The sequence below is a fragment of the Sphingomonas sp. SDUR79 genome (assembly GCF_056821745.1).
The window spans coordinates 652978-669318 of sequence record NZ_JBPDIN010000001.1; the positions used below are offsets into that span (position 1 = coordinate 652978).

Here is a 16341-nt window from a genome sequence, read left to right on the forward strand (position 1 = left end):
CACCGCATGCAAAAAAGGGGGCGTCCCGGCCGGGACGCCCCCTTTTTTACCGCGATTCAAAAGCTTGCGTTGACGGAGATCGGAACCGCCGTCCCGGCAAAGGCCATTCCGCCCGATGCGCCATAGGCGCCGCTACCGCTGCCGCGACGGCGGCGGGCGTCGGCGGCGATTTCCGCCATCATCTCGTCCGACAGGTCGATCTGACGCTTGAGCGCAGCGCCATTTGCGGCGCAGATGTCGCGCAGCCGCGCGGCCAGCTCGGCCAGTTCGGCACGCACGCCCGGGTCGAGCGTATCGCGCCAGTCGGGGCTGGTGCGGTCGAGCCGTGCCACTTCATGGTCGACCGCGCCGACCAGCCGTATCTTGGCCTGCACCAGCCCCGCGATCTCGCCGCGACGGCCCTGCGCCAGCAGCATCGTTTCTTCCTCGCTGATCGACGCCAGCGACCGGAACAGGTCGAGAAGTTCAGTTTCCATGTGGGTTGCCCCCCTGCAGCTTGATGATCTGGTCCATCACGGCGGGGGCCAGGCCGATGCCGCCCTTTGCCGCGATGGCGGTGCCGAGATTTTCGGCGAGCACGCCGCGAAACATCTGTTCGCCATGCCCGCCGGAAAACTCGCCCTCCTCGACGCTCTCCAGCATCAACTGGGTCATCTGGCCGATAAAGGTCGCCTCGAACGCCTGCGCGGTTTCCTTGCTCTTGGGCGTCGGAATGCTCGGCGCAGCGCCAGTGGTCGCAGCGCTGGGGGTGGAAAGGGGGCTCATCACTGCACCTCGATATCTGCCTGGAGCGCGCCGGCGCTCTTTACGGCCTGAAGAATGGTGATCAGATCGCGCGGACTGACGCCGAGCGCGTTGAGGCCGGCAACCAGCGAGGCGAGCGAGGTTTCGCCGCCCAGCGTGCCGAGCGAACGACCGGTGCCGTCATCGACCGTCACCTGAGTGCGCGGCACGACCTGGGTCTGCCCCTGCGACAGCGGTGCGGGCTGCGACACTTGCGGCGTTTCGGCGATGCTGATGGTGAGACCGCCCTGCGCGATCGCGACCGGGCTGATCCGGACATTGGCGCCCATCACCACCGTGCCCGATGCTTCGTTGACGATCACCTTGGCGGGCTGATCGACCGTGACGGGCAGGTTTTCGATCCGGGCGACCAGATCGACGACCGATCCGGGAAAGCCCGGTCCGGGCTTCAACTCCACGGTGGCCGGGTCCAGCACCTCGGCGGTCCCGGCGAAGGTCGAATTGATGACGCCCGCGATCATGTTGGCGGTGGTGAAATCGGGGTTTTTGAGCGCCAGCTTCAGGCTCGTCGCGCTGCGCAGCGCAAACGGCACCTCGCGCTCGATGATCGCGCCATCGGCGATGCGGGCAGAGGTCGAAACGCCGCGGCTGATGCTCGCCGCCGCGCCTTGCGCCTTGAAGCCGGAGACGGAAACCTGGCCCTGCGCCACGGCATAGATCTCGCCATCCAGTGCGCGAAGCGAGGACGCGATCAGCGTCCCGCCCTGCAGGCTGGTGGCATCGCCGATCGCCGACACCGTCACATCGATGCGCGATCCGGCGCGCGCAAAGGGCGGCATGGACGCGGTGATCGATACGGCGGCGACATTCATCGTCTTGAGCTGCGAGCCGCGCACATTGACGCCCATGCGCTCCAGCATCGCCTGCATCGATTCCTCGGTGAAGGGCGTGTTGCGCGTGCGATCACCGGTACCGGCAAGGCCGACGACGAGACCATATCCGACCAGCTGATTGGGGCGGACATTCTCGATATCGACGATGTCTTTGATGCGGTGCGCGCTGTTTGCCGCGGCGGTGCCGGGCACCGCCAGGACCAGAGCCAGCAGCAGGAACCTCAAAATGTGCATAAACCTGTCCATCGTCTCCGGAACGCCGTTAATCTTCTTATAGAAAGAGTAAGGCCGTTCCGGTCTGCGCGGAGAAGAGAAGCAGTGCGTATCGAGGGCGTTCCGATGCCGGTGCAGATGGTGCTCAACGCACTGTCCAAATCCGACGCCGCCCTGCGCCTGGCCGTCCCGAAAATGGAGATGCCCGAAGCGCCGCGACAGGGGCAGCAGGCCGCCCCGACACTGCAGGCCGCGACCACCGTGCACGTGTTGCTCGCCGCGGCGACCGCGCTGGAAACCCCGAAGGACAAGCGTCGGCGCGAGGCGCGCCCGGCGGCACGCGGCCTCGAAATCCTCGAGCAGCTGCACGCCGCGCAGGTCAAGGGATTGCCGGACGAGGCCGCGCTCGACGCGCTCTCGCAATGGGCCGCTCTGTTCGAAATGCCGGACGATCCCGAGCTGGCCGACATCGCGCGCGACATCGAACTGCGCGTACGCGTCGAACTGGCCAAGCACGACCGCACAGTCTGATCCGCAATTCTAAATCGGCATGGTTAATGGCGGAACTTATGCTGCCCTGCCGTCACCCCCGCGAAGGCGGGGGCCCATCTCCTGCATGATCGGCACATCACCCCGGTGCGGTTGATGGATGTTCCGGGAGATGGGCCCCCGCTTTCGCGGGGGTGACGGAGTATTAAGCCCCGCCGCCGCGCGCCAGCTTCATCACGTAGCTGATGACCTCTGCCACCGCCTGATAATGTTCCAGCGGGATCGGGTGGTCGATCTCAGCGCTGGCATGCAATGCGCGCGCAAGCGGGCGGTTTTCGACCAGTGGCACGCCGCTGGCGGTCGCGATCTCACGGATCTTCAGCGCGATTGCATCGGTACCCTTGGCCACCACGATCGGCGCATTCATCGCGCCATGATCATATTTCAGCGCGACGGCATAGTGGGTCGGGTTGGTGATCACGACCGTGGCCGAGGGCACCGCCTGCATCATCCGCTGGCGTGAGCGCTTCATGCCGATCTGGCGCATCTTGCCCTTGATCTTGGGGTCGCCCTCCTGCTCCTTGTGCTCGTCCTTCATGTCCTTGAGCGACATCATGTTCTTCTTCGTCCAGCTGTAGCGCTGGTAGATGAAGTCGATGCCGGCGATCACCGCGACCAGCACCACGACGATAGTCAGCACGCTCATGATCATCTGTTGCGACAGATCGGCGATGGTGGTCGGGCCGACGCCGACCATGGTCTCGAAGCCGGGCAGGAACGGCCACAGGATGATCGTTCCGATGGTGCCGACCACGATCAGCTTGGCCAAGGTCTTGGCGAATTCGAACAACCCCTGTGCGCCGAACATGCGCTTGAAGCCCGACACCGGATTGATCTTCGTGAATTTGGGCGCGATGCGGCTGAAGCTGATCATCGGCCGCCCTTGGGCAAAGCCGCCAATCAGCGCGCAGCCGAACAAGGCGCCGAGCACCGGCAACAGCGCGGCGGCCAGTTCGGCCAGGATATATCCGCCGAATATCTGCGCCCCGTCGGGATTGAACAGGAAATCGTCCGCCCGGCCCCAGATGCGGGCGAGCGATCCGGCCAGTGCCGACGCGGCCTGTGCGCCGAGGGCACCGGTGACGATGATCAGGCCGACGAACATCGCCGCCTGACGCATCTCCGGCGCCATCGGCACATCGCCCTTCTTGCGCGCGTCCTCGATGCGCTTTTCGGACGGGGCGAATGTTTTGGAGTCTTTGTCCTGCGTGTCATCGGCCATTGCGTCAGCTCCAGCCCATGTTCATCCACGTCGCGATACTGTTCGCGAAGGTGACGAGCGTCGCCCCCAGCGTCGCCGCGGCGATGGTGACGCCCAGCAACAGGTTGAGCGGCTGGGCGATGAAGAAGACCTGCAATGCCGGTGCCACGCGCGCGACCAGCCCGAGGACGGTGTTGAAGACGATGCCATAGACCAGCAGCGGCGCGGCGAGCGACACGCCGAGCGCGAGCGAATTGCCCGCGACCTTCACCGCCAGCTGGGCGAAGTCATGGCTGTTGGGCACAACGCCCACGGGAAACAGCCCATAGGATTTGATCAGCGCGCCGAGCCAGAGATGGTGGACTGCCATCGCGAAACACACGACCGCAGCGGCGACGCCGACAAATTTGGACAGGATCGGTGCCTGGCCCGACTGGCCGGGGTCGAACACCATCGCGGAAGTGAGGCCGATCTGAAGGCTGATCAGCGATCCGGCAATCGAGATGGCCTGATACATGATCCGCATGATCAGGCCGAGGCCGATCCCGACCAGCAGCTCGGCGACGAGGATCGCTGCGAGCTGAAGGTCGGTGACGTCGGCCATCGGGATCACCTTGGCCGACAGGAAGCTCCACAGGCCCAGCGTCATGCCGAGCCCGGCGAACAGGCGGATCTGCGCGGGGACCGCGTCTTCGGAAAAGACCGGCAACAGCATCAGCACCGATCCCACCCGTGCGAACAGGATCAGAAAGGCGGTGGCGTGCAGCGGCAGGTCTTCGATCATCGCTGGCTCAGCCGCCCTGCACGATCTTGTCGCTCAGCACGCGCATGAAGTCGCCGAGCGCGCCGCCGATCATCGGGAAGCTCAGTAGCAGCGTGATGCCCATGATGATGATCTTGGGCACGAAGGTCAGCGTCTGTTCCTGGATCTGCGTCAGCGCCTGAAGCAGGCCGATCGCAACGCCGGTGAACAGCGCGGCAAACAGCAGCGGCCCGGCGACGGTGAGGGTCAGGATCAGCGCGGCGCGACCGATCTCGATGGCGGAATTGGCGTCCATCGCTCCGGCCTAGATCTGCATCCGCATGATTTCGGAATAGGCGTTGACCACGCGGTCGCGCACGGCGACCACGGTGTCGAGTGCGACTTCGGCCGCGCCCATTGCGGTCACCACGTCGATCAGGTCGCCCTTGCCGGCAATCTGGCGCGTCGATGCGGTCTCTGCCGCCTTCAGGCTCGACGACGCTTCGCCGACCATGCCCTGGACGAGCTGGCCGAAGCCGCCCGCAACCGGCGCGTCGGTGCCGCCGGGGCCGCCGATACCGGGACCGCGCGACAGCGGCGAAACGCCGGCGGCGCGGCTATAGGCGGTGGCGGCGTCAAGTGCTCCGATGGACATGGATGCTTCCCTTATTTCAGCAGGTCGATGGTGCGCATCGTCATGCCCTTGGCGGCTTCGATGGCGCTGAGATTGGCTTCGTAGGAGCGCTGTGCGGCCTTGAGGTCGGCGGTCTCGACGAGGCCGTTGACGTTGGGCATGTTCACATAACCGCGCGCGTCGGCAGCAGGATTGCCCGGCTGATAGACGCGCTGGAATGCCGACTTGTCGGTGGCGACGCCCTTGACCGACACCTTGGTCGCACCGGTCGCGCGATCCACTTCGGCGGCAAAAGTTGCCACCCGGCGGCGATAGGGGTCGCCGCCCGGCGTCTGCGACACCGAGCTCTGGTTGGCGAGGTTCTCGGCGATCACGCGCATCCGCAGCGACTGGGCACGCAGGCCCGAAGCGGAGACCGAGACGGCACTTTTGAGGTCCATGATCCCAAATCCGGCGCGGCGGGCAGGAATTGCCCCCGACAGCTTTCTTATAGGCAAGTTTTTCCAGTTCGGTCGGACCGGGGGCAAATTCTGCCCCCTATAAACACGGTATGACGACCACGCAGGGGAACGCCGTGCTCAACGATATCATGGTCGAACTGTCGATCGTGCTGGGGTCCACGCGACTGCCGATCCGCCAGGTGCTCAAGATGAGCCGCGGCGCGATCGTCGCGCTCGACAGCACCGACGCCGATCCGACGCTGATCTATGTCAACGACACGCTGGTCGCCAAGGGCCGCGTGATCGTGAGCGGCGAGCATATGTCGATCGAAATTTCCGAAGTCCTGCCCGCGAGTTCTGTGGCATGACGATCCTTGCTTTGTTGCGCATGTTCGGTGCGCTCGCGATCGTGCTCGGCCTGCTGGCCGGAGCGCTATGGGCAGTCCGCCGCTTCGACATCCGCCTGCCCGGACGCCTCGGCGCGGACGGTGCGCCCGACAAGCGGCTCGAAGTGGTCGAGCGGCTGACCGTCGACCCGAAGCGCTCGCTGCTGCTCGTCCGCCGCGACAATGTCGAACACCTTGTGCTGATGGCACCCGAGGGGAATGTCGTGCTGCACGAAGCACGCACCGACGCTCCGGCGCTGCGCGTAATCGATACGCCTGTGCCAAAGGCTGCGCCGGCATTTGCCGCACTGGTCGAACCCGATCCGGTCGCGATGTTCGACGCAACGCGCGACGGCGGCGACGCAGCCGGATCGACCACATTCCTGAGCAACCTCGAGCGGTTCCACAGCTTCGCCAATGCCCGGATTGCGCGTCATGCCTAAGCTGCTGCGCTATGCCCTGACAGCGGTCGTGTTGCTCATCCCCGCGACTGCTGCGGCCGCAGCTGGCGGCGGCGGGGCAGGGGGATCGGCGCTGGAGGCGGTCAGCGGGTCACTGAGCGGCAAGGCGATCGGCATGGTCGCGCTGCTGACGGTGCTCAGCCTTGCGCCCGGCATCCTGATGACGGTGACGTCGTTCACCCGCATCGTCGTTGCCCTGTCGCTGCTGCGCACCGGCCTGGGCGCACAGGGCGTGCCGCCCAACCCGGTGATCATCAGCCTGGCGCTGTTCCTGTCGATGTTTGTGATGACGCCGACGCTGGAGGCGGCATGGACCGCCGGGATCAAGCCCTATACCGAAGGCAAGATCAGCGAGGATGTCGCGTTCGAAAAAACCGCCGCGCCGTTCCGCAAATTCATGCTGAGCCAGGTGCGCGACGATGATATCGCGCTGTTCAACGGCCTTGCCGCCGAACCCGCCAAGACCCGCGCGGAAGTGCCGCTGGGCACGCTGATCCCCGCCTTCATGATCTCGGAGCTGCGCCGCGCGTTCGAAATCGGTTTTCTGCTGCTCTTGCCGTTCCTAGTGATCGACCTCGCCGTTTCGGCGGTGCTGATGGCGATGGGCATGATGATGCTGCCACCGACAACGATCGCGTTGCCGTGCAAGATCATCTTCTTCGTGCTGGTCGATGGCTGGGCGCTGGTCGCGGGCAGCCTGATCCGAAGTTTCGGAAGCGGTTAGGTCAGTCCCGCCGCCCGAACCGGCTGGCGGGATCGAGCAGCCAGGCCGACAGCGTCTCGAACCGCAGCGGCGTCAGAAATTGCAGCCCCGCCGCATCCTCACGCTGCCAGCGAACGGCAGCATTGACGGTCCCAAGCTGCGGTACATGCACCGCCAACGTCCCTTGCGTCAGCGTACGGTTGAGGCCATCGATCCGCATCCCGCGCTGATTGATGTCGCGCAGCGTCGCGGCCATGCGCCGGCCGTCGCATGTCACCAGCACCCCGCATTCCGCATCGAGTCGGGGCAGGCGGTTGTGCCAGCCCTGTTTGCACGGGGTCGGCTTGAGAATGACCTCGGCCGGAACCTTGGACAGGAAGCGCAGGCCGGATGCCCCGCCCTGCGACCAGGCGATCTCGGCATCGAGCAGCGGGGCACCGCGCAGTTCGAGTTGCACCTTGTCGGCGCGTGCCAGCGCAATCGGGCATTCGACCCGCGCGCCGCTCTCCGAAATGTTGCGGACGCGGCACACGACGTCGCCATGCGGCGTGACGAGACGACCGACGAGCAGGGTCGTGACCAGCCGCGTTTCTCCGCCGCTGCGTCGGTCGTCTAACGCGGTCGGCGCGCTGTCCCAGCGTTCGGGGTGGTCGCTATACATCAGGCGGGCTCCGCTTTGGTGATCGCCACTTTGCGCACCTTGTCCGGGCCGATGGCCTCGCGCGCGGCTTCGATCACCACGCGGCGGAAATTGTCGAGGTCGGGTAGCATCCCGTCATTGCCGGCCGCCAGCGGCACCTTGAAGGTGCGCAGGTTGATCGCATGCTGCAAGAACGGCAGGCGCGCGGTCACGGCATCGACCTGGCTCTCATCCACCTCCAGCTGGAATTCAAACGTCGCATAGCCCGACAGCTTGCCGTCCTTGAGCACCAGCGGTGCGGTCATCGGGGGCACCGTGACGAACTTGCCGGGTTCTTCCTCAACCGGCTCGGGCTTTGCGGTGGTCGCGCCCGCCGGCGTGCCCAGGAAGAAGTTGGTCGCATAGCCGCTGCCGGCTCCGATGGCGCCGCCCGTGATCAGCAAGATGATGGGGAACAGGATCTTCTTCATGGTCCTCGGCTCACAGCTTAAAGCTTGAATCGGCAGGCGTGGCGGGGGATTCTCCCTTGACGATGATCGTGATGCGACGGTTTTCCGCCCGGTCGGGTTCGCCGGGATAGAGCGGCTGGCTCGCGCCGCGTGCCATCACGCCGGCGATGCGGTCGGCAGTGATGCCTCCGCCCAGCAGCGTCGATCGCGCGGCCAGCGCGCGCTCGCCCGACAGTCGCCAATTGGCTTCATTGTCCCCACCTGCACCGTCGGTATGGCCCTCGATCGTCAGGCGGGCACCCGACCGGGCGAGCTTTTCCGCCACGGTGTTCAGCTGGCGGCGGGCCAGGTCGTTGAGTTGCGCGGTGCCGGGCCGGAACATGGGCTGACGCACGCTGTCCATCAGCGTGATGCGCAGACCATCCTCGTCGGATTCCACCTTTTGCTGCGCGCTGGCATCGCTCGCAATTGCGTCGAGCGATACGCGCAGCTCCTGTGCCAGCACGCGCAGTGCCGCGTCCGGGATCGTCGCCGATCCGCCGCGCGCGGTGCCAACGCTCTGTGCGTCCATCGCGGGCACGCCTTTCGCCTGCGCCTGATCGGCATTCTTGGCGCGACCATGACCGCCCGAACCCGCCTGCGCGCCGCCGGCGGCATTGCCCGCTGCACCAACCATCGGCGGGCCGGGCGAGAAATACTCGGCGAGCCCCTTCAGCGTATCCTTGTCGGGATTGCCGATCAGCCACAGCAGCATGAAGAACGCCATCATCGCTGTTACGAAGTCGGCATAGGCAACCTTCCACGCGCCGCCATGATGGCCGCCGGCCACCTTCTTGATCTTGCGGATCACGATCGGCCGCGTGTTGGGTGCCTGGCTAGCCATGATCAGTGTGCCGCCTGAAGCGCCGTGTGCAGTCGCTCATGGATCTGACCCAGGCGCACGGGCGCAATCGCGCTGCGCGTGCAGGCTCCGGCGGCGAGCCGGTCGAGCACGGCTGCGCTCTCTTCGGTGCACTGGACCAACAGGTCGAACGCCTGCAACTTGTCGAGATAGCGGTCGACGAAATGTTCGTCGCCGACCAGCACCTCGGCCAGTTCCTCGATCAGCGCACGCACGTGGCGCAGCTCGCCCGCGACTGCGCCGTGCAGCACTCCGATCAGAGGGTCGGCGCCGGTGGCGGGGCTGTTGAGTTCTTCCATTGCTAACCCCTTTAAAACAGGTCGATCTCGCCGCCATGCGCGGGCATCTTTGGCGGCAGGGTGACGGGCGGCGGCTCCGCGACATAAGTGCATCGGATTTTGCCGTCATAGGGGCGGAACTCGACCTTGCGCGGCTGTGTCCCGCCGGTGTCGTTGTGGCCGATGGCGATGCCTTCGGTCTGCAGAAAGCGGACGGCAAAGGCCGCATTGGCCGTGCCGATTCCACCGAGCCCCGCGATGATATTCGCGCCGCCATACATGTGTGCGCGTAGTTGCGACCGCTCGGCCCCGGCCTTCATCATGCCGTTGATCAACAGCTCCATCGCGTGCACGCCGTAGCGCTGCAGCTCGGTCTGGCTGACCTTGTGGTCCGGGCTGGGTTCGCCGAGCAGGAAGTGATTCATGCCGCCGATCCGCGCGCGCGCATCGTGCAGACACACGGCGATGCACGACCCCAGCAGGGTCGAAATCACCACATCGGGTTTCGCGATCACGGCGAATTCGCCCTGGATGATCGAAATCTTGCCGGCGGTCGTAACACTCATGACAGATCACCGAAGACGCGCTCGATCTTTTCCTTCAGCGCGGCGGGCGCAAAGGGCTTCACGAGGTAATTGTTGACGCCCAATGCCGCCGCCTTCGCCACGACCTCACGGTCTGACGATCCGGTCAGCATGATGAACACGGTTTTGGCGAGCACGGAATCGTTCCGGACCGTTTCCAGGAACTCGAGTCCGTCCATCTCGGGCATGTTATAGTCCGAGATGATCAGATGGACCCGGTCGACACGCATCGCCGACAGCGCCTCGGGCGCCGTCGCTTTGTCGCGAATGTCCTTGAATCCAAAGTCCTGCAGCGCACGGCGAATCATCGCGCGCATGCTCGTCTGGTCGTCCACGACCATGACTCGGATGGCTGACGCGGCGGGCATTTAACGCTCCTGATACTTGCCGCGCGCGGCGGCGAGGATGGCTCCTGCCATGGCTGACAGGCTGGTTTCGGTTTCTACGGCGCCGATCTGGGCTGCCGCCCGCGGCATGCCCCAGACGACACAGTCTTCGCGGGTTTGACCAAAGGTGCGCGCACCCGTCTGGCGCATCGCCAGCATGCCATTGGCGCCATCGCTGCCCATGCCGGTCAGGATCGCGGCAACCGCCGACTTGCCCAGCTTGGCGACCGAATCGAACAGCATGTCGACCGACGGTCGATGGCCATTGACCGGGTCGGCCGCGATCAGCTTGATGCGCCCGGTCGTGCCGCCGTCCAGCACCATGTGATGCGACCCGCCAGGCGCGATATAGACCGTGCCGCGTTGCAGCCGTGCGCCGTCGGTGGCCTCTACCACGCGCACAGCGCAGCCGCGGTCGAGCCGGGCGGCGAAGCTGGTGGTGAAGGCGGCCGGCATATGCTGCACGACCAGCACGGGCGGACAGTCGGTGGGCAGTTCGCCCAGCACGCGGAACAGCGCTTCCACGCCGCCCGTCGATGCGCCGATCGCGATGACGACATCGCGGAACGGTGCCTGGCTCGCCGCCGGCGGGGGAGTCTGCGGTGCCGGAGCGGTGGACGAAAGGCCGCGCCGCGCCTGGGAGCGCGCTGCGCCTTTGACGGTCGCGCGCAGCTGCTCTGCACCCAGTGCAAGCTCAGCCGGGCCGCCCGAGGGCTTGGCGATGCAGTCGACCGCGCCGAGGCGCAGTGCTTCGATCGTGACTTCCGCACCCGCTGCGGTCAGCGACGAGCACATGACCACCGGCATCGGACGCAGCCGCATGATCCGCTCAAGGAAGGACAGGCCGTCCATCCCCGGCATCTCGACGTCGAGCGTCAACACGTCCGGGTTGAGTTCCTTGATCATCTCGCGCGCGGTGTGCGGCTCGGGCGCGGCACCGATCACCTCGATCTCTGGATCGCCGGACAGGATGCGCGTCAGTGCCGCCCGCATCGACGGGCTGTCATCGACGATCAATGCGCGAACGGGCCTCATGCGGCACCGTCCGTGCGCTGATAGATGGTGTTGCCGCAGCTCTTCATGCGCGACACCGCCGGGCCGATCAGCCGCTCGCTGTGACCGATATAGAGGAAGCCGCCGGGTTTGAGCAGATCGACCAACCGCGCCTCCAGTTCCTCCTTCGCCGGATCGTCGAAATAGATCATGACGTTGCGACAAAAGATCGCGTCATAACGCTGGCGCATCGGCCACTCGCCGAACAGGTTCAACGGACGCGCGGTCACCAGCGACCGCGCCGCCTCGGCCATGCGATATCCGCTGCCCTCGGGCACCATCCATGCCTTGCGATACGCCTCGGGCACGCCATCGACGCCGCTCGCCGGATAAAAGCCCTCGGCGGCAGCAGCGACCACCGGCTCCGAGATATCGGTCGCCAGCAGGCGGACGTCGCGGTTGCGCATCCATTCCGCCTGGGCACGGTCGGCGCCCATCAGCGTCATCGCCAGCGTGTAGACTTCCTCGCCGCTGGAGCAGCCAGCCGACCACATCCGCACCGGGGCACGGCTGGGATCAGCCTTCAGCTTCGGCATCAACACGTCGCGCAGATGGTCGAAGTGATGGCTCTCGCGGAAGAAATGCGTGTGGTTGGTCGTCAGCGCCGTCACCAGCAGCCGCAACTCCTCCGCATCATTCTCGGCAAAGGCGATATAGTCCTTGAACGACGCCAGTCTGCGTTCGCGAAGGCGGCGCGACAGGCGCGAATGCACCAGCACCTTCTTCGTCGGGGGCAGGCTGATGCGCGCCTCGGTCATCATGATCCGCGCGATCGCCGCGAACTCGCTGTCGCCGAGCGGCGGGGCGCCGTCGGACAGCAGCGGGTTCATGGGCGCAGGCGCCAGCGACATGCTCATTATGCGGCCAGGTCCAGGTGACGGGTGATCGACAGCGCGTCGAGATCGAGCAGCAGCACCATCTGGGGGCTGGGCTCGCTCCCGTCGCGGGCACGGGCGGTGATCTGGACCAGGCCGGAAATCACGTTGGACTCCTGCAGCTCGACATCGGGGGCAGCCTGGATCGCGCTTTCCTGAATGGCGACGATGTCATCGACTTCGTCGACCAGGAAGCCAGCCTGCTTGCCTGCGATGTTGACGACCAGCACGCATGAGCGGGCGTGGATTTCGCTCGGGGTCCAGCCCAGTCGGTCGGCGAGGCCGATCACCGGTACCACGGTGCCGCGCAGGTTGGTGACGCCCAGAATGTAGCCCGGCACGCTGGGAAGCGGGGTCGGTTCGGCCCATTCGCGGATTTCGATCAACGAGCGCATGTCGATGCCGAAATGGCGGCTGCCCAGGGTGAAGGTGACGATCTTGATCTCGTCAGCGGGGGTCTCTTGCTCGTTCATGCTGCCAGTCCTCTCAGAAGGGTGCGGGTTTGTCCGGCCGGGGCGACAAGCGCCTCGACATCGAGGATGAGTGCGATCGAGCCGTCGCCAAGAATGGTGGCGCCGCCCAGACCGCGGATCGGGTGGAGATTCTGCTCCAGGCTCTTGATGACCACCTCGCGGCGGTCGTCGATCGTGTCGACGAGCAGGCCGACGCGGCCGGCGCTCTCGCTCTCGACGATGATCACCAGGCTTTCATGGACCGGCCGATCTTCGTTGGCGTGCAGCCCGAAGACCTGAGTGAGCCGGCGCACGGGCAGGTAATCGCCGCGGATCTCGATCACTTCGCTGCCAGGCGTGGTCGCGCTGACCTGGCCCGGCTCGGGGCGGATCGCCTCGATCACGGTGGCCAGCGGGAGCACGAAGCGCTGTCCGGCGAGGCGGACGACCATGCCGTCGAGGATCGCCAGGGTCAGCGGCAGGACGAGCGTGAAGCTGGTCCCCTTGCCCGGAACCGACGCGATCTCGACCCGGCCACCCAGTGCCTCGACGTTGGAGCGGACTACGTCCATCCCCACGCCGCGACCGGAAATGTTCGAGATCGTCGCCGCGGTCGAGAAACCCGGGGCGCAGATCAGCTGATCGATTTCCTCGTCGCTCAGCACCGCGTCGGCGGCGATGATGCCCTTTTCCACGGCCTTGGCGCGCACGCGGGCGCGGTCGATGCCCTTGCCGTCGTCCGACACGGTGACGATGATCCGCGCGCCCTTCTGCTCGGCCGACAGCACGATCGTGCCTTGGGGCGCCTTGCCGGCGCGCAGCCGGTCCTCGGTGCTTTCCAGGCCATGATCGACCGCGTTGCGGATGAGGTGGGTCAGCGGGTCGCCGATCTTCTCGATCACGCCCTTGTCGACTTCGGTCATCTCGCCATGCGTCTGCAGGTTCACCTGCTTGCCGGTCTCGGCCATCAGGTCGCGCAGCATGCGCGGCACGCGGCTGAATGCCTGCTTGATCGGCTGCGCGCGCAGGCTCATCACATTGTCCTGAATCTCGCGCGTCAGGCGGGCGAGTTCGGGCAGTTCGACCCGCTCCTGGTCCTTGGCGCTCAAGCGGTCGGACAGGATCGAGTTGCGGATGACCAGCTCGCCGACCAGGTTGAGCAGCATGTCGAGCTTGACCAGATCGACGCGGATCGTCTGCGATCCGCTGTCGCCCGTCGGCGCCGGAGCGGCCGGCACGGCGGTCAGCGTCGGGGCGGCCGTGGTGGCTGCGGCAACCTGCTCGATCAGCGCGCGCGCATCTTCCAGGCGCTCGGTCCGTGCTTCGGCCGGTTCGACCGCGACAGCGCTCGGCTCCACGCGGGAGATCGCGATATGCGAGTCCGGCGCGACGAAATCGAACGCGTCGTTGATGCGGGCTTCGGCGGTCCAGCCGGGCAGCTCGATCGTCCAGCGCAGATAAGCCTGCTCGGGATCCAGGTCGCGCAGCGGGGGCAGGGCGTCGCAATCGACCGCAACCACGCGTCCGCCATTATCCTCCAGCTCGCGGATCACCAGCACCGGCTCGGCACCGGCGGCCATCGCATCGCGCGACGGGCCGAATTCGACACGCCACACTGCTTCCGCAGCGGGCGCTTCCGGCGCGTCGGCCGTCTCTTCGAGCGTATCGAGATCGAAATCCAGCGCAACGGCGACCGGTTCGAACCCGAACGGATCCGGCTCCGCTTCAACCGCCGCTTCCGGCTGCGCCGCTGGCGCTTCGGGGGCAGGAGCAGGGGCCGAATGATCGGCGTCGAGGATCGCCTGGATCGCTGCCAGCGAAGCGCTGTCGTCAGGCAACGGAACGCTACCCTGCGACGCGCCGACATGATCCGACAGGATGTCGAGCGCGGAGAGCATGACGCCCACCGTGGCCGGGGTCGGTGCGATGCGGCCGGCGCGCACTTCGTCGAGCAGATTCTCGAACTTGTGGGCAAAGGCAGTCAACGCGACATGGCCGAACGCGCCAGCGCCACCCTTGATCGAGTGCACCGCGCGGAACACGGCCGCGATCGTGCCAGCCGACACATCGCCGGCCTGCATCGCCGACAGCCCCTGTTCGGCGGCGGCCAGCCCTTCGGCGCATTCTTCAAAGAAGATCGCCTGGATATCGTCCATATCGTCGCTCATGGGCAAACGCGGCGGATCGCCGCTCCCAGCTTCTCGGCCTCGAACGGCTTGGTGATCCAGCCAGTGGCACCGGCGGAGCGGGCGCGCGCCTTCTTCTCGTCGGAGAATTCGGTCGACAGCACCAGAATCGGCGTGCCGCGAAATTCGGGCAGACCGCGCACCGCTTCGATCAGCTCAAAGCCGTCCATTTCGGGCATGTTGATGTCGGTGATGAGCAGGTCGGGCTTGACCTCCTGCATCCGCTCCAGACCGTGGCGACCATCATTGGCAGCCTCGATCTTGAACCCCTGTGCGGTGAGCGACGCCTTGAGCAGCATGCGCATGCTGGCGGAGTCGTCGACGGTAAGAATCAGCTTGCTCACGATTGCAGTTCCTCTTGGTGGCTCAGGCCCAGTCGGTCGATCAGACCAAGCGCCTCGGTCCTGGCCAGGAAGGCGGGGCTGGGGTTTTGGATGACGAAGCGATGGCCATGCGCTTCGGATTCGAGTCGGGCGGCGATCAGCAGCTGCAGCACGGCCTGACCGACGCTCTCCACCGCGCCAGCATCGACGACGATGTCGTCCCGGGCATCGGCGGCGAGCACCAGGCGCACCTTCAGCTCCTCGGCGGTCACGGTGACGCCGTGCGTGGGGAGTTCGATGATGCCCCCCGGCGATGGTGTCAGTTCAAGCGGGTTGGGCTGCGAAGTCACTCTTTGCCTCCTCGAGCGCGGATTCTAGTTGCTGGAAGGTCGGCGCCTTGTCCGAAGGCGTCGCACGGCGGGCGATCTCGACCGCCACCTGGGTCGGCATGCCCTGGGCGTGCGCGACGATGGCGGTCTTGGCGATCACGAACGGCTTGCCGTCCGCTTCGATGACCTGGCCGAGCTTGGCGGCCAGCGGGCCAACGAAGCAGTAGGACAGGAGCACCCCCAGGAAGGTGCCGACCAGTGCGCCGCCGATCATGGCGCCGAGCACTTCGACCGGCTGGTCGATCGACCCCATGGTCTTGATCACGCCCAGCACCGCGGCGACAATGCCGATTGCGGGCAGGCCGTCGGCCATTTGCTGCAGCGCATGCTGCGGGTGCATTTCGTGATGGTGATGCGCCTCGATATCGTTTTCCATCGCTTCGGCGATCTGGTGCGGATCTTCGAAATTCACCGTCATCATGCGCAGATAGTCGCAGATGAACTCGGTCAGGTGATGGTCGGCGATCAGGCGCGGATAGCGGCTGAAGATCGGGCTGTCCTTGGGCGAGTCCAGATGCGGCTCGATCGCGGTCGCGCCACCCTTTTTGAACGCCGACAACAGGCCGAACATCAGCGTCAGCAGATCGCGATAGTCGGAATCTTTCCAGCGGCTGCCCTTGAACGATTTGACGATGCCCTTGCCGGCGGCCTTCACCACCGCAATCTGGTTGGACACCAGAAACGCGCCGATCGCGGCCCCGCCGATCGCCATCATTTCATGCGGCAGCGCGTGGAGAATCACCTCCATCTTGCCACCAGCCATGATGTAGCTGCCGAACACGCAGATCATGATGATGACGAATCCGACGCCGTTAAGCATGTTGGTGGCGGTCCCCTGCCGTATGTGGTGGTCCCGTCG

General features: G+C 65.8%; 25 protein-coding genes. 4 read left to right on the top strand and 21 right to left on the bottom strand.

Annotated features, from left to right (window positions below; genetic code table 11):
• Window positions 1-56: 56 nt before the first annotated feature.
• Genes ACRYLO_RS03020 through ACRYLO_RS03030 form a run of 3 tightly spaced genes read right to left on the bottom strand, consistent with a single transcriptional unit; the run spans window position 57 to window position 1871 of the window.
• A complete protein-coding gene (locus ACRYLO_RS03020) occupies window positions 57-476 on the bottom strand; it encodes a hypothetical protein (RefSeq protein WP_482658804.1) in 420 nt (139 codons plus the stop codon).
• Complete coding sequence (locus ACRYLO_RS03025; protein WP_294017198.1) at window positions 466-765, bottom strand: rod-binding protein; 300 nt, start codon at window positions 763-765, stop codon at window positions 466-468. Before ACRYLO_RS03025 ends, ACRYLO_RS03020 begins: the two co-directional genes overlap by 11 nt.
• Window positions 765-1871 carry a flagellar basal body P-ring protein FlgI gene (locus ACRYLO_RS03030; protein ID WP_482658805.1) on the bottom strand — a complete coding sequence of 369 codons (1107 nt, stop codon included), beginning with the start codon at window positions 1869-1871 and terminating at the stop codon, window positions 765-767. Before ACRYLO_RS03030 ends, ACRYLO_RS03025 begins: the two co-directional genes overlap by 1 nt.
• 84 nt (window positions 1872-1955) lie before the next feature.
• Between ACRYLO_RS03030 and ACRYLO_RS03035 the strand changes: the two genes are divergently transcribed.
• Window positions 1956-2381 (top strand): flagellar assembly protein FliX, encoded by a 426-nt coding sequence (locus ACRYLO_RS03035; protein ID WP_482658806.1) that lies wholly within the window; start codon window positions 1956-1958, stop codon window positions 2379-2381.
• Between the two features lie 163 nt (window positions 2382-2544).
• Here the strand turns inward: ACRYLO_RS03035 and flhB are convergent, their stop codons facing one another.
• Genes flhB through flgC form a run of 5 tightly spaced genes read right to left on the bottom strand, consistent with a single transcriptional unit; the run spans window position 2545 to window position 5416 of the window.
• A complete protein-coding gene (gene flhB / locus ACRYLO_RS03040) occupies window positions 2545-3621 on the bottom strand; it encodes a flagellar biosynthesis protein FlhB (protein ID WP_482658807.1) in 1077 nt (358 codons plus the stop codon).
• 4 nt (window positions 3622-3625) lie between these two features.
• Window positions 3626-4384: a flagellar biosynthetic protein FliR gene (gene fliR / locus ACRYLO_RS03045; RefSeq protein WP_482658808.1), complete on the bottom strand. Its 759-nt coding sequence runs from the start codon at window positions 4382-4384 to the stop codon at window positions 3626-3628.
• A gap of 7 nt (window positions 4385-4391) precedes the next feature.
• Entirely contained in the window at window positions 4392-4658 is a 267-nt protein-coding gene (locus tag ACRYLO_RS03050; protein WP_422058448.1) for a flagellar biosynthetic protein FliQ, read from the bottom strand.
• 9 nt (window positions 4659-4667) lie between these two features.
• Complete coding sequence (gene fliE / locus ACRYLO_RS03055) at window positions 4668-4997, bottom strand: flagellar hook-basal body complex protein FliE (protein ID WP_482658809.1); 330 nt, start codon at window positions 4995-4997, stop codon at window positions 4668-4670.
• A gap of 11 nt (window positions 4998-5008) precedes the next feature.
• On the bottom strand, window positions 5009-5416 hold the full coding sequence (gene flgC / locus ACRYLO_RS03060) for a flagellar basal body rod protein FlgC (RefSeq protein ID WP_224922409.1): 408 nt from the start codon (window positions 5414-5416) through the stop codon (window positions 5009-5011).
• 110 nt (window positions 5417-5526) lie between these two features.
• Here flgC and ACRYLO_RS03065 point away from each other — a divergent pair, with 110 nt between their 5' ends.
• From ACRYLO_RS03065 to fliP, 3 genes are read left to right on the top strand one after another with little or no spacing between them, the layout of a single operon-like run.
• The gene (locus ACRYLO_RS03065; protein WP_482658810.1) at window positions 5527-5784 is read left to right on the top strand and encodes a FliM/FliN family flagellar motor switch protein; all 258 of its coding nucleotides are present in this window, start codon (window positions 5527-5529) and stop codon (window positions 5782-5784) included.
• Window positions 5781-6245, top strand: a complete 465-nt coding sequence (locus tag ACRYLO_RS03070) for a FliO/MopB family protein (RefSeq protein ID WP_482658811.1) — start codon at window positions 5781-5783, stop codon at window positions 6243-6245. The genes ACRYLO_RS03065 and ACRYLO_RS03070 overlap by 4 nt, the downstream gene beginning before the upstream one ends.
• The gene (fliP, locus tag ACRYLO_RS03075; RefSeq protein WP_482658812.1) at window positions 6238-6987 is read left to right on the top strand and encodes a flagellar type III secretion system pore protein FliP; all 750 of its coding nucleotides are present in this window, start codon (window positions 6238-6240) and stop codon (window positions 6985-6987) included. The genes ACRYLO_RS03070 and fliP overlap by 8 nt, the downstream gene beginning before the upstream one ends.
• A gap of 1 nt (window position 6988) precedes the next feature.
• On the opposite strand, the gene ACRYLO_RS03080 is transcribed toward fliP, so the two are convergent.
• The 13 genes from ACRYLO_RS03080 to motA are packed head-to-tail and all read right to left on the bottom strand — an operon-like array spanning window position 6989 to window position 16302.
• A complete protein-coding gene (locus tag ACRYLO_RS03080; RefSeq protein WP_482658813.1) occupies window positions 6989-7627 on the bottom strand; it encodes a PilZ domain-containing protein in 639 nt (212 codons plus the stop codon).
• Window positions 7627-8076: a flagellar basal body-associated FliL family protein gene (locus ACRYLO_RS03085; protein WP_482658814.1), complete on the bottom strand. Its 450-nt coding sequence runs from the start codon at window positions 8074-8076 to the stop codon at window positions 7627-7629. The genes ACRYLO_RS03080 and ACRYLO_RS03085 overlap by 1 nt, the downstream gene beginning before the upstream one ends.
• Before the next feature lie 10 nt (window positions 8077-8086).
• A complete protein-coding gene (locus ACRYLO_RS03090; protein WP_482658815.1) occupies window positions 8087-8938 on the bottom strand; it encodes a flagellar motor protein MotB in 852 nt (283 codons plus the stop codon).
• Between the two features lie 2 nt (window positions 8939-8940).
• Complete coding sequence (locus ACRYLO_RS03095) at window positions 8941-9255, bottom strand: hypothetical protein (RefSeq protein WP_482658816.1); 315 nt, start codon at window positions 9253-9255, stop codon at window positions 8941-8943.
• Between the two features lie 11 nt (window positions 9256-9266).
• Complete coding sequence (locus ACRYLO_RS03100) at window positions 9267-9800, bottom strand: chemotaxis protein CheD (protein ID WP_482658817.1); 534 nt, start codon at window positions 9798-9800, stop codon at window positions 9267-9269.
• Window positions 9797-10186 carry a response regulator gene (locus ACRYLO_RS03105; protein ID WP_294017182.1) on the bottom strand — a complete coding sequence of 130 codons (390 nt, stop codon included), beginning with the start codon at window positions 10184-10186 and terminating at the stop codon, window positions 9797-9799. Before ACRYLO_RS03105 ends, ACRYLO_RS03100 begins: the two co-directional genes overlap by 4 nt.
• The gene (locus tag ACRYLO_RS03110) at window positions 10187-11239 is read right to left on the bottom strand and encodes a protein-glutamate methylesterase/protein-glutamine glutaminase (RefSeq protein WP_482658818.1); all 1053 of its coding nucleotides are present in this window, start codon (window positions 11237-11239) and stop codon (window positions 10187-10189) included.
• Window positions 11236-12114: a CheR family methyltransferase gene (locus ACRYLO_RS03115; protein ID WP_482658819.1), complete on the bottom strand. Its 879-nt coding sequence runs from the start codon at window positions 12112-12114 to the stop codon at window positions 11236-11238. Before ACRYLO_RS03115 ends, ACRYLO_RS03110 begins: the two co-directional genes overlap by 4 nt.
• Window positions 12114-12605, bottom strand: a complete 492-nt coding sequence (locus tag ACRYLO_RS03120; RefSeq protein ID WP_482658820.1) for a chemotaxis protein CheW — start codon at window positions 12603-12605, stop codon at window positions 12114-12116. Before ACRYLO_RS03120 ends, ACRYLO_RS03115 begins: the two co-directional genes overlap by 1 nt.
• Window positions 12602-14752 (bottom strand): chemotaxis protein CheA, encoded by a 2151-nt coding sequence (locus tag ACRYLO_RS03125; protein WP_482658821.1) that lies wholly within the window; start codon window positions 14750-14752, stop codon window positions 12602-12604. The genes ACRYLO_RS03120 and ACRYLO_RS03125 overlap by 4 nt, the downstream gene beginning before the upstream one ends.
• Window positions 14749-15114: a response regulator gene (locus ACRYLO_RS03130; protein ID WP_224922395.1), complete on the bottom strand. Its 366-nt coding sequence runs from the start codon at window positions 15112-15114 to the stop codon at window positions 14749-14751. The genes ACRYLO_RS03125 and ACRYLO_RS03130 overlap by 4 nt, the downstream gene beginning before the upstream one ends.
• Window positions 15111-15443, bottom strand: a complete 333-nt coding sequence (locus ACRYLO_RS03135; RefSeq protein WP_482658822.1) for an STAS domain-containing protein — start codon at window positions 15441-15443, stop codon at window positions 15111-15113. The genes ACRYLO_RS03130 and ACRYLO_RS03135 overlap by 4 nt, the downstream gene beginning before the upstream one ends.
• Window positions 15418-16302 (bottom strand): flagellar motor stator protein MotA, encoded by an 885-nt coding sequence (motA, locus tag ACRYLO_RS03140; protein ID WP_482658823.1) that lies wholly within the window; start codon window positions 16300-16302, stop codon window positions 15418-15420. The genes ACRYLO_RS03135 and motA overlap by 26 nt, the downstream gene beginning before the upstream one ends.
• Window positions 16303-16341: the final 39 nt, after the last annotated feature.

Coding starts and splice junctions, on each gene's coding strand:
- ACRYLO_RS03020 (WP_482658804.1), bottom strand. CDS start 476: ATGGAAACTGAACTTCTCGACCTGTTCCGGTCGCTGGCGTCGATCAGC.
- ACRYLO_RS03025 (WP_294017198.1), bottom strand. CDS start 765: ATGAGCCCCCTTTCCACCCCCAGCGCTGCGACCACTGGCGCTGCGCCG.
- ACRYLO_RS03030 (WP_482658805.1), bottom strand. CDS start 1,871: ATGCACATTTTGAGGTTCCTGCTGCTGGCTCTGGTCCTGGCGGTGCCC.
- flhB (WP_482658807.1), bottom strand. CDS start 3,621: ATGGCCGATGACACGCAGGACAAAGACTCCAAAACATTCGCCCCGTCC.
- fliR (WP_482658808.1), bottom strand. CDS start 4,384: ATGATCGAAGACCTGCCGCTGCACGCCACCGCCTTTCTGATCCTGTTC.
- ACRYLO_RS03050 (WP_422058448.1), bottom strand. CDS start 4,658: ATGGACGCCAATTCCGCCATCGAGATCGGTCGCGCCGCGCTGATCCTG.
- fliE (WP_482658809.1), bottom strand. CDS start 4,997: ATGTCCATCGGAGCACTTGACGCCGCCACCGCCTATAGCCGCGCCGCC.
- flgC (WP_224922409.1), bottom strand. CDS start 5,416: ATGGACCTCAAAAGTGCCGTCTCGGTCTCCGCTTCGGGCCTGCGTGCC.
- ACRYLO_RS03065 (WP_482658810.1), top strand. CDS start 5,527: ATGACGACCACGCAGGGGAACGCCGTGCTCAACGATATCATGGTCGAA.
- ACRYLO_RS03070 (WP_482658811.1), top strand. CDS start 5,781: ATGACGATCCTTGCTTTGTTGCGCATGTTCGGTGCGCTCGCGATCGTG.
- fliP (WP_482658812.1), top strand. CDS start 6,238: ATGCCTAAGCTGCTGCGCTATGCCCTGACAGCGGTCGTGTTGCTCATC.
- ACRYLO_RS03080 (WP_482658813.1), bottom strand. CDS start 7,627: ATGTATAGCGACCACCCCGAACGCTGGGACAGCGCGCCGACCGCGTTA.
- ACRYLO_RS03085 (WP_482658814.1), bottom strand. CDS start 8,076: ATGAAGAAGATCCTGTTCCCCATCATCTTGCTGATCACGGGCGGCGCC.
- ACRYLO_RS03090 (WP_482658815.1), bottom strand. CDS start 8,938: ATGGCTAGCCAGGCACCCAACACGCGGCCGATCGTGATCCGCAAGATC.
- ACRYLO_RS03095 (WP_482658816.1), bottom strand. CDS start 9,255: ATGGAAGAACTCAACAGCCCCGCCACCGGCGCCGACCCTCTGATCGGA.
- ACRYLO_RS03100 (WP_482658817.1), bottom strand. CDS start 9,800: ATGAGTGTTACGACCGCCGGCAAGATTTCGATCATCCAGGGCGAATTC.
- ACRYLO_RS03105 (WP_294017182.1), bottom strand. CDS start 10,186: ATGCCCGCCGCGTCAGCCATCCGAGTCATGGTCGTGGACGACCAGACG.
- ACRYLO_RS03110 (WP_482658818.1), bottom strand. CDS start 11,239: ATGAGGCCCGTTCGCGCATTGATCGTCGATGACAGCCCGTCGATGCGG.
- ACRYLO_RS03115 (WP_482658819.1), bottom strand. CDS start 12,114: ATGAGCATGTCGCTGGCGCCTGCGCCCATGAACCCGCTGCTGTCCGAC.
- ACRYLO_RS03120 (WP_482658820.1), bottom strand. CDS start 12,605: ATGAACGAGCAAGAGACCCCCGCTGACGAGATCAAGATCGTCACCTTC.
- ACRYLO_RS03125 (WP_482658821.1), bottom strand. CDS start 14,752: ATGAGCGACGATATGGACGATATCCAGGCGATCTTCTTTGAAGAATGC.
- motA (WP_482658823.1), bottom strand. CDS start 16,302: ATGCTTAACGGCGTCGGATTCGTCATCATCATGATCTGCGTGTTCGGC.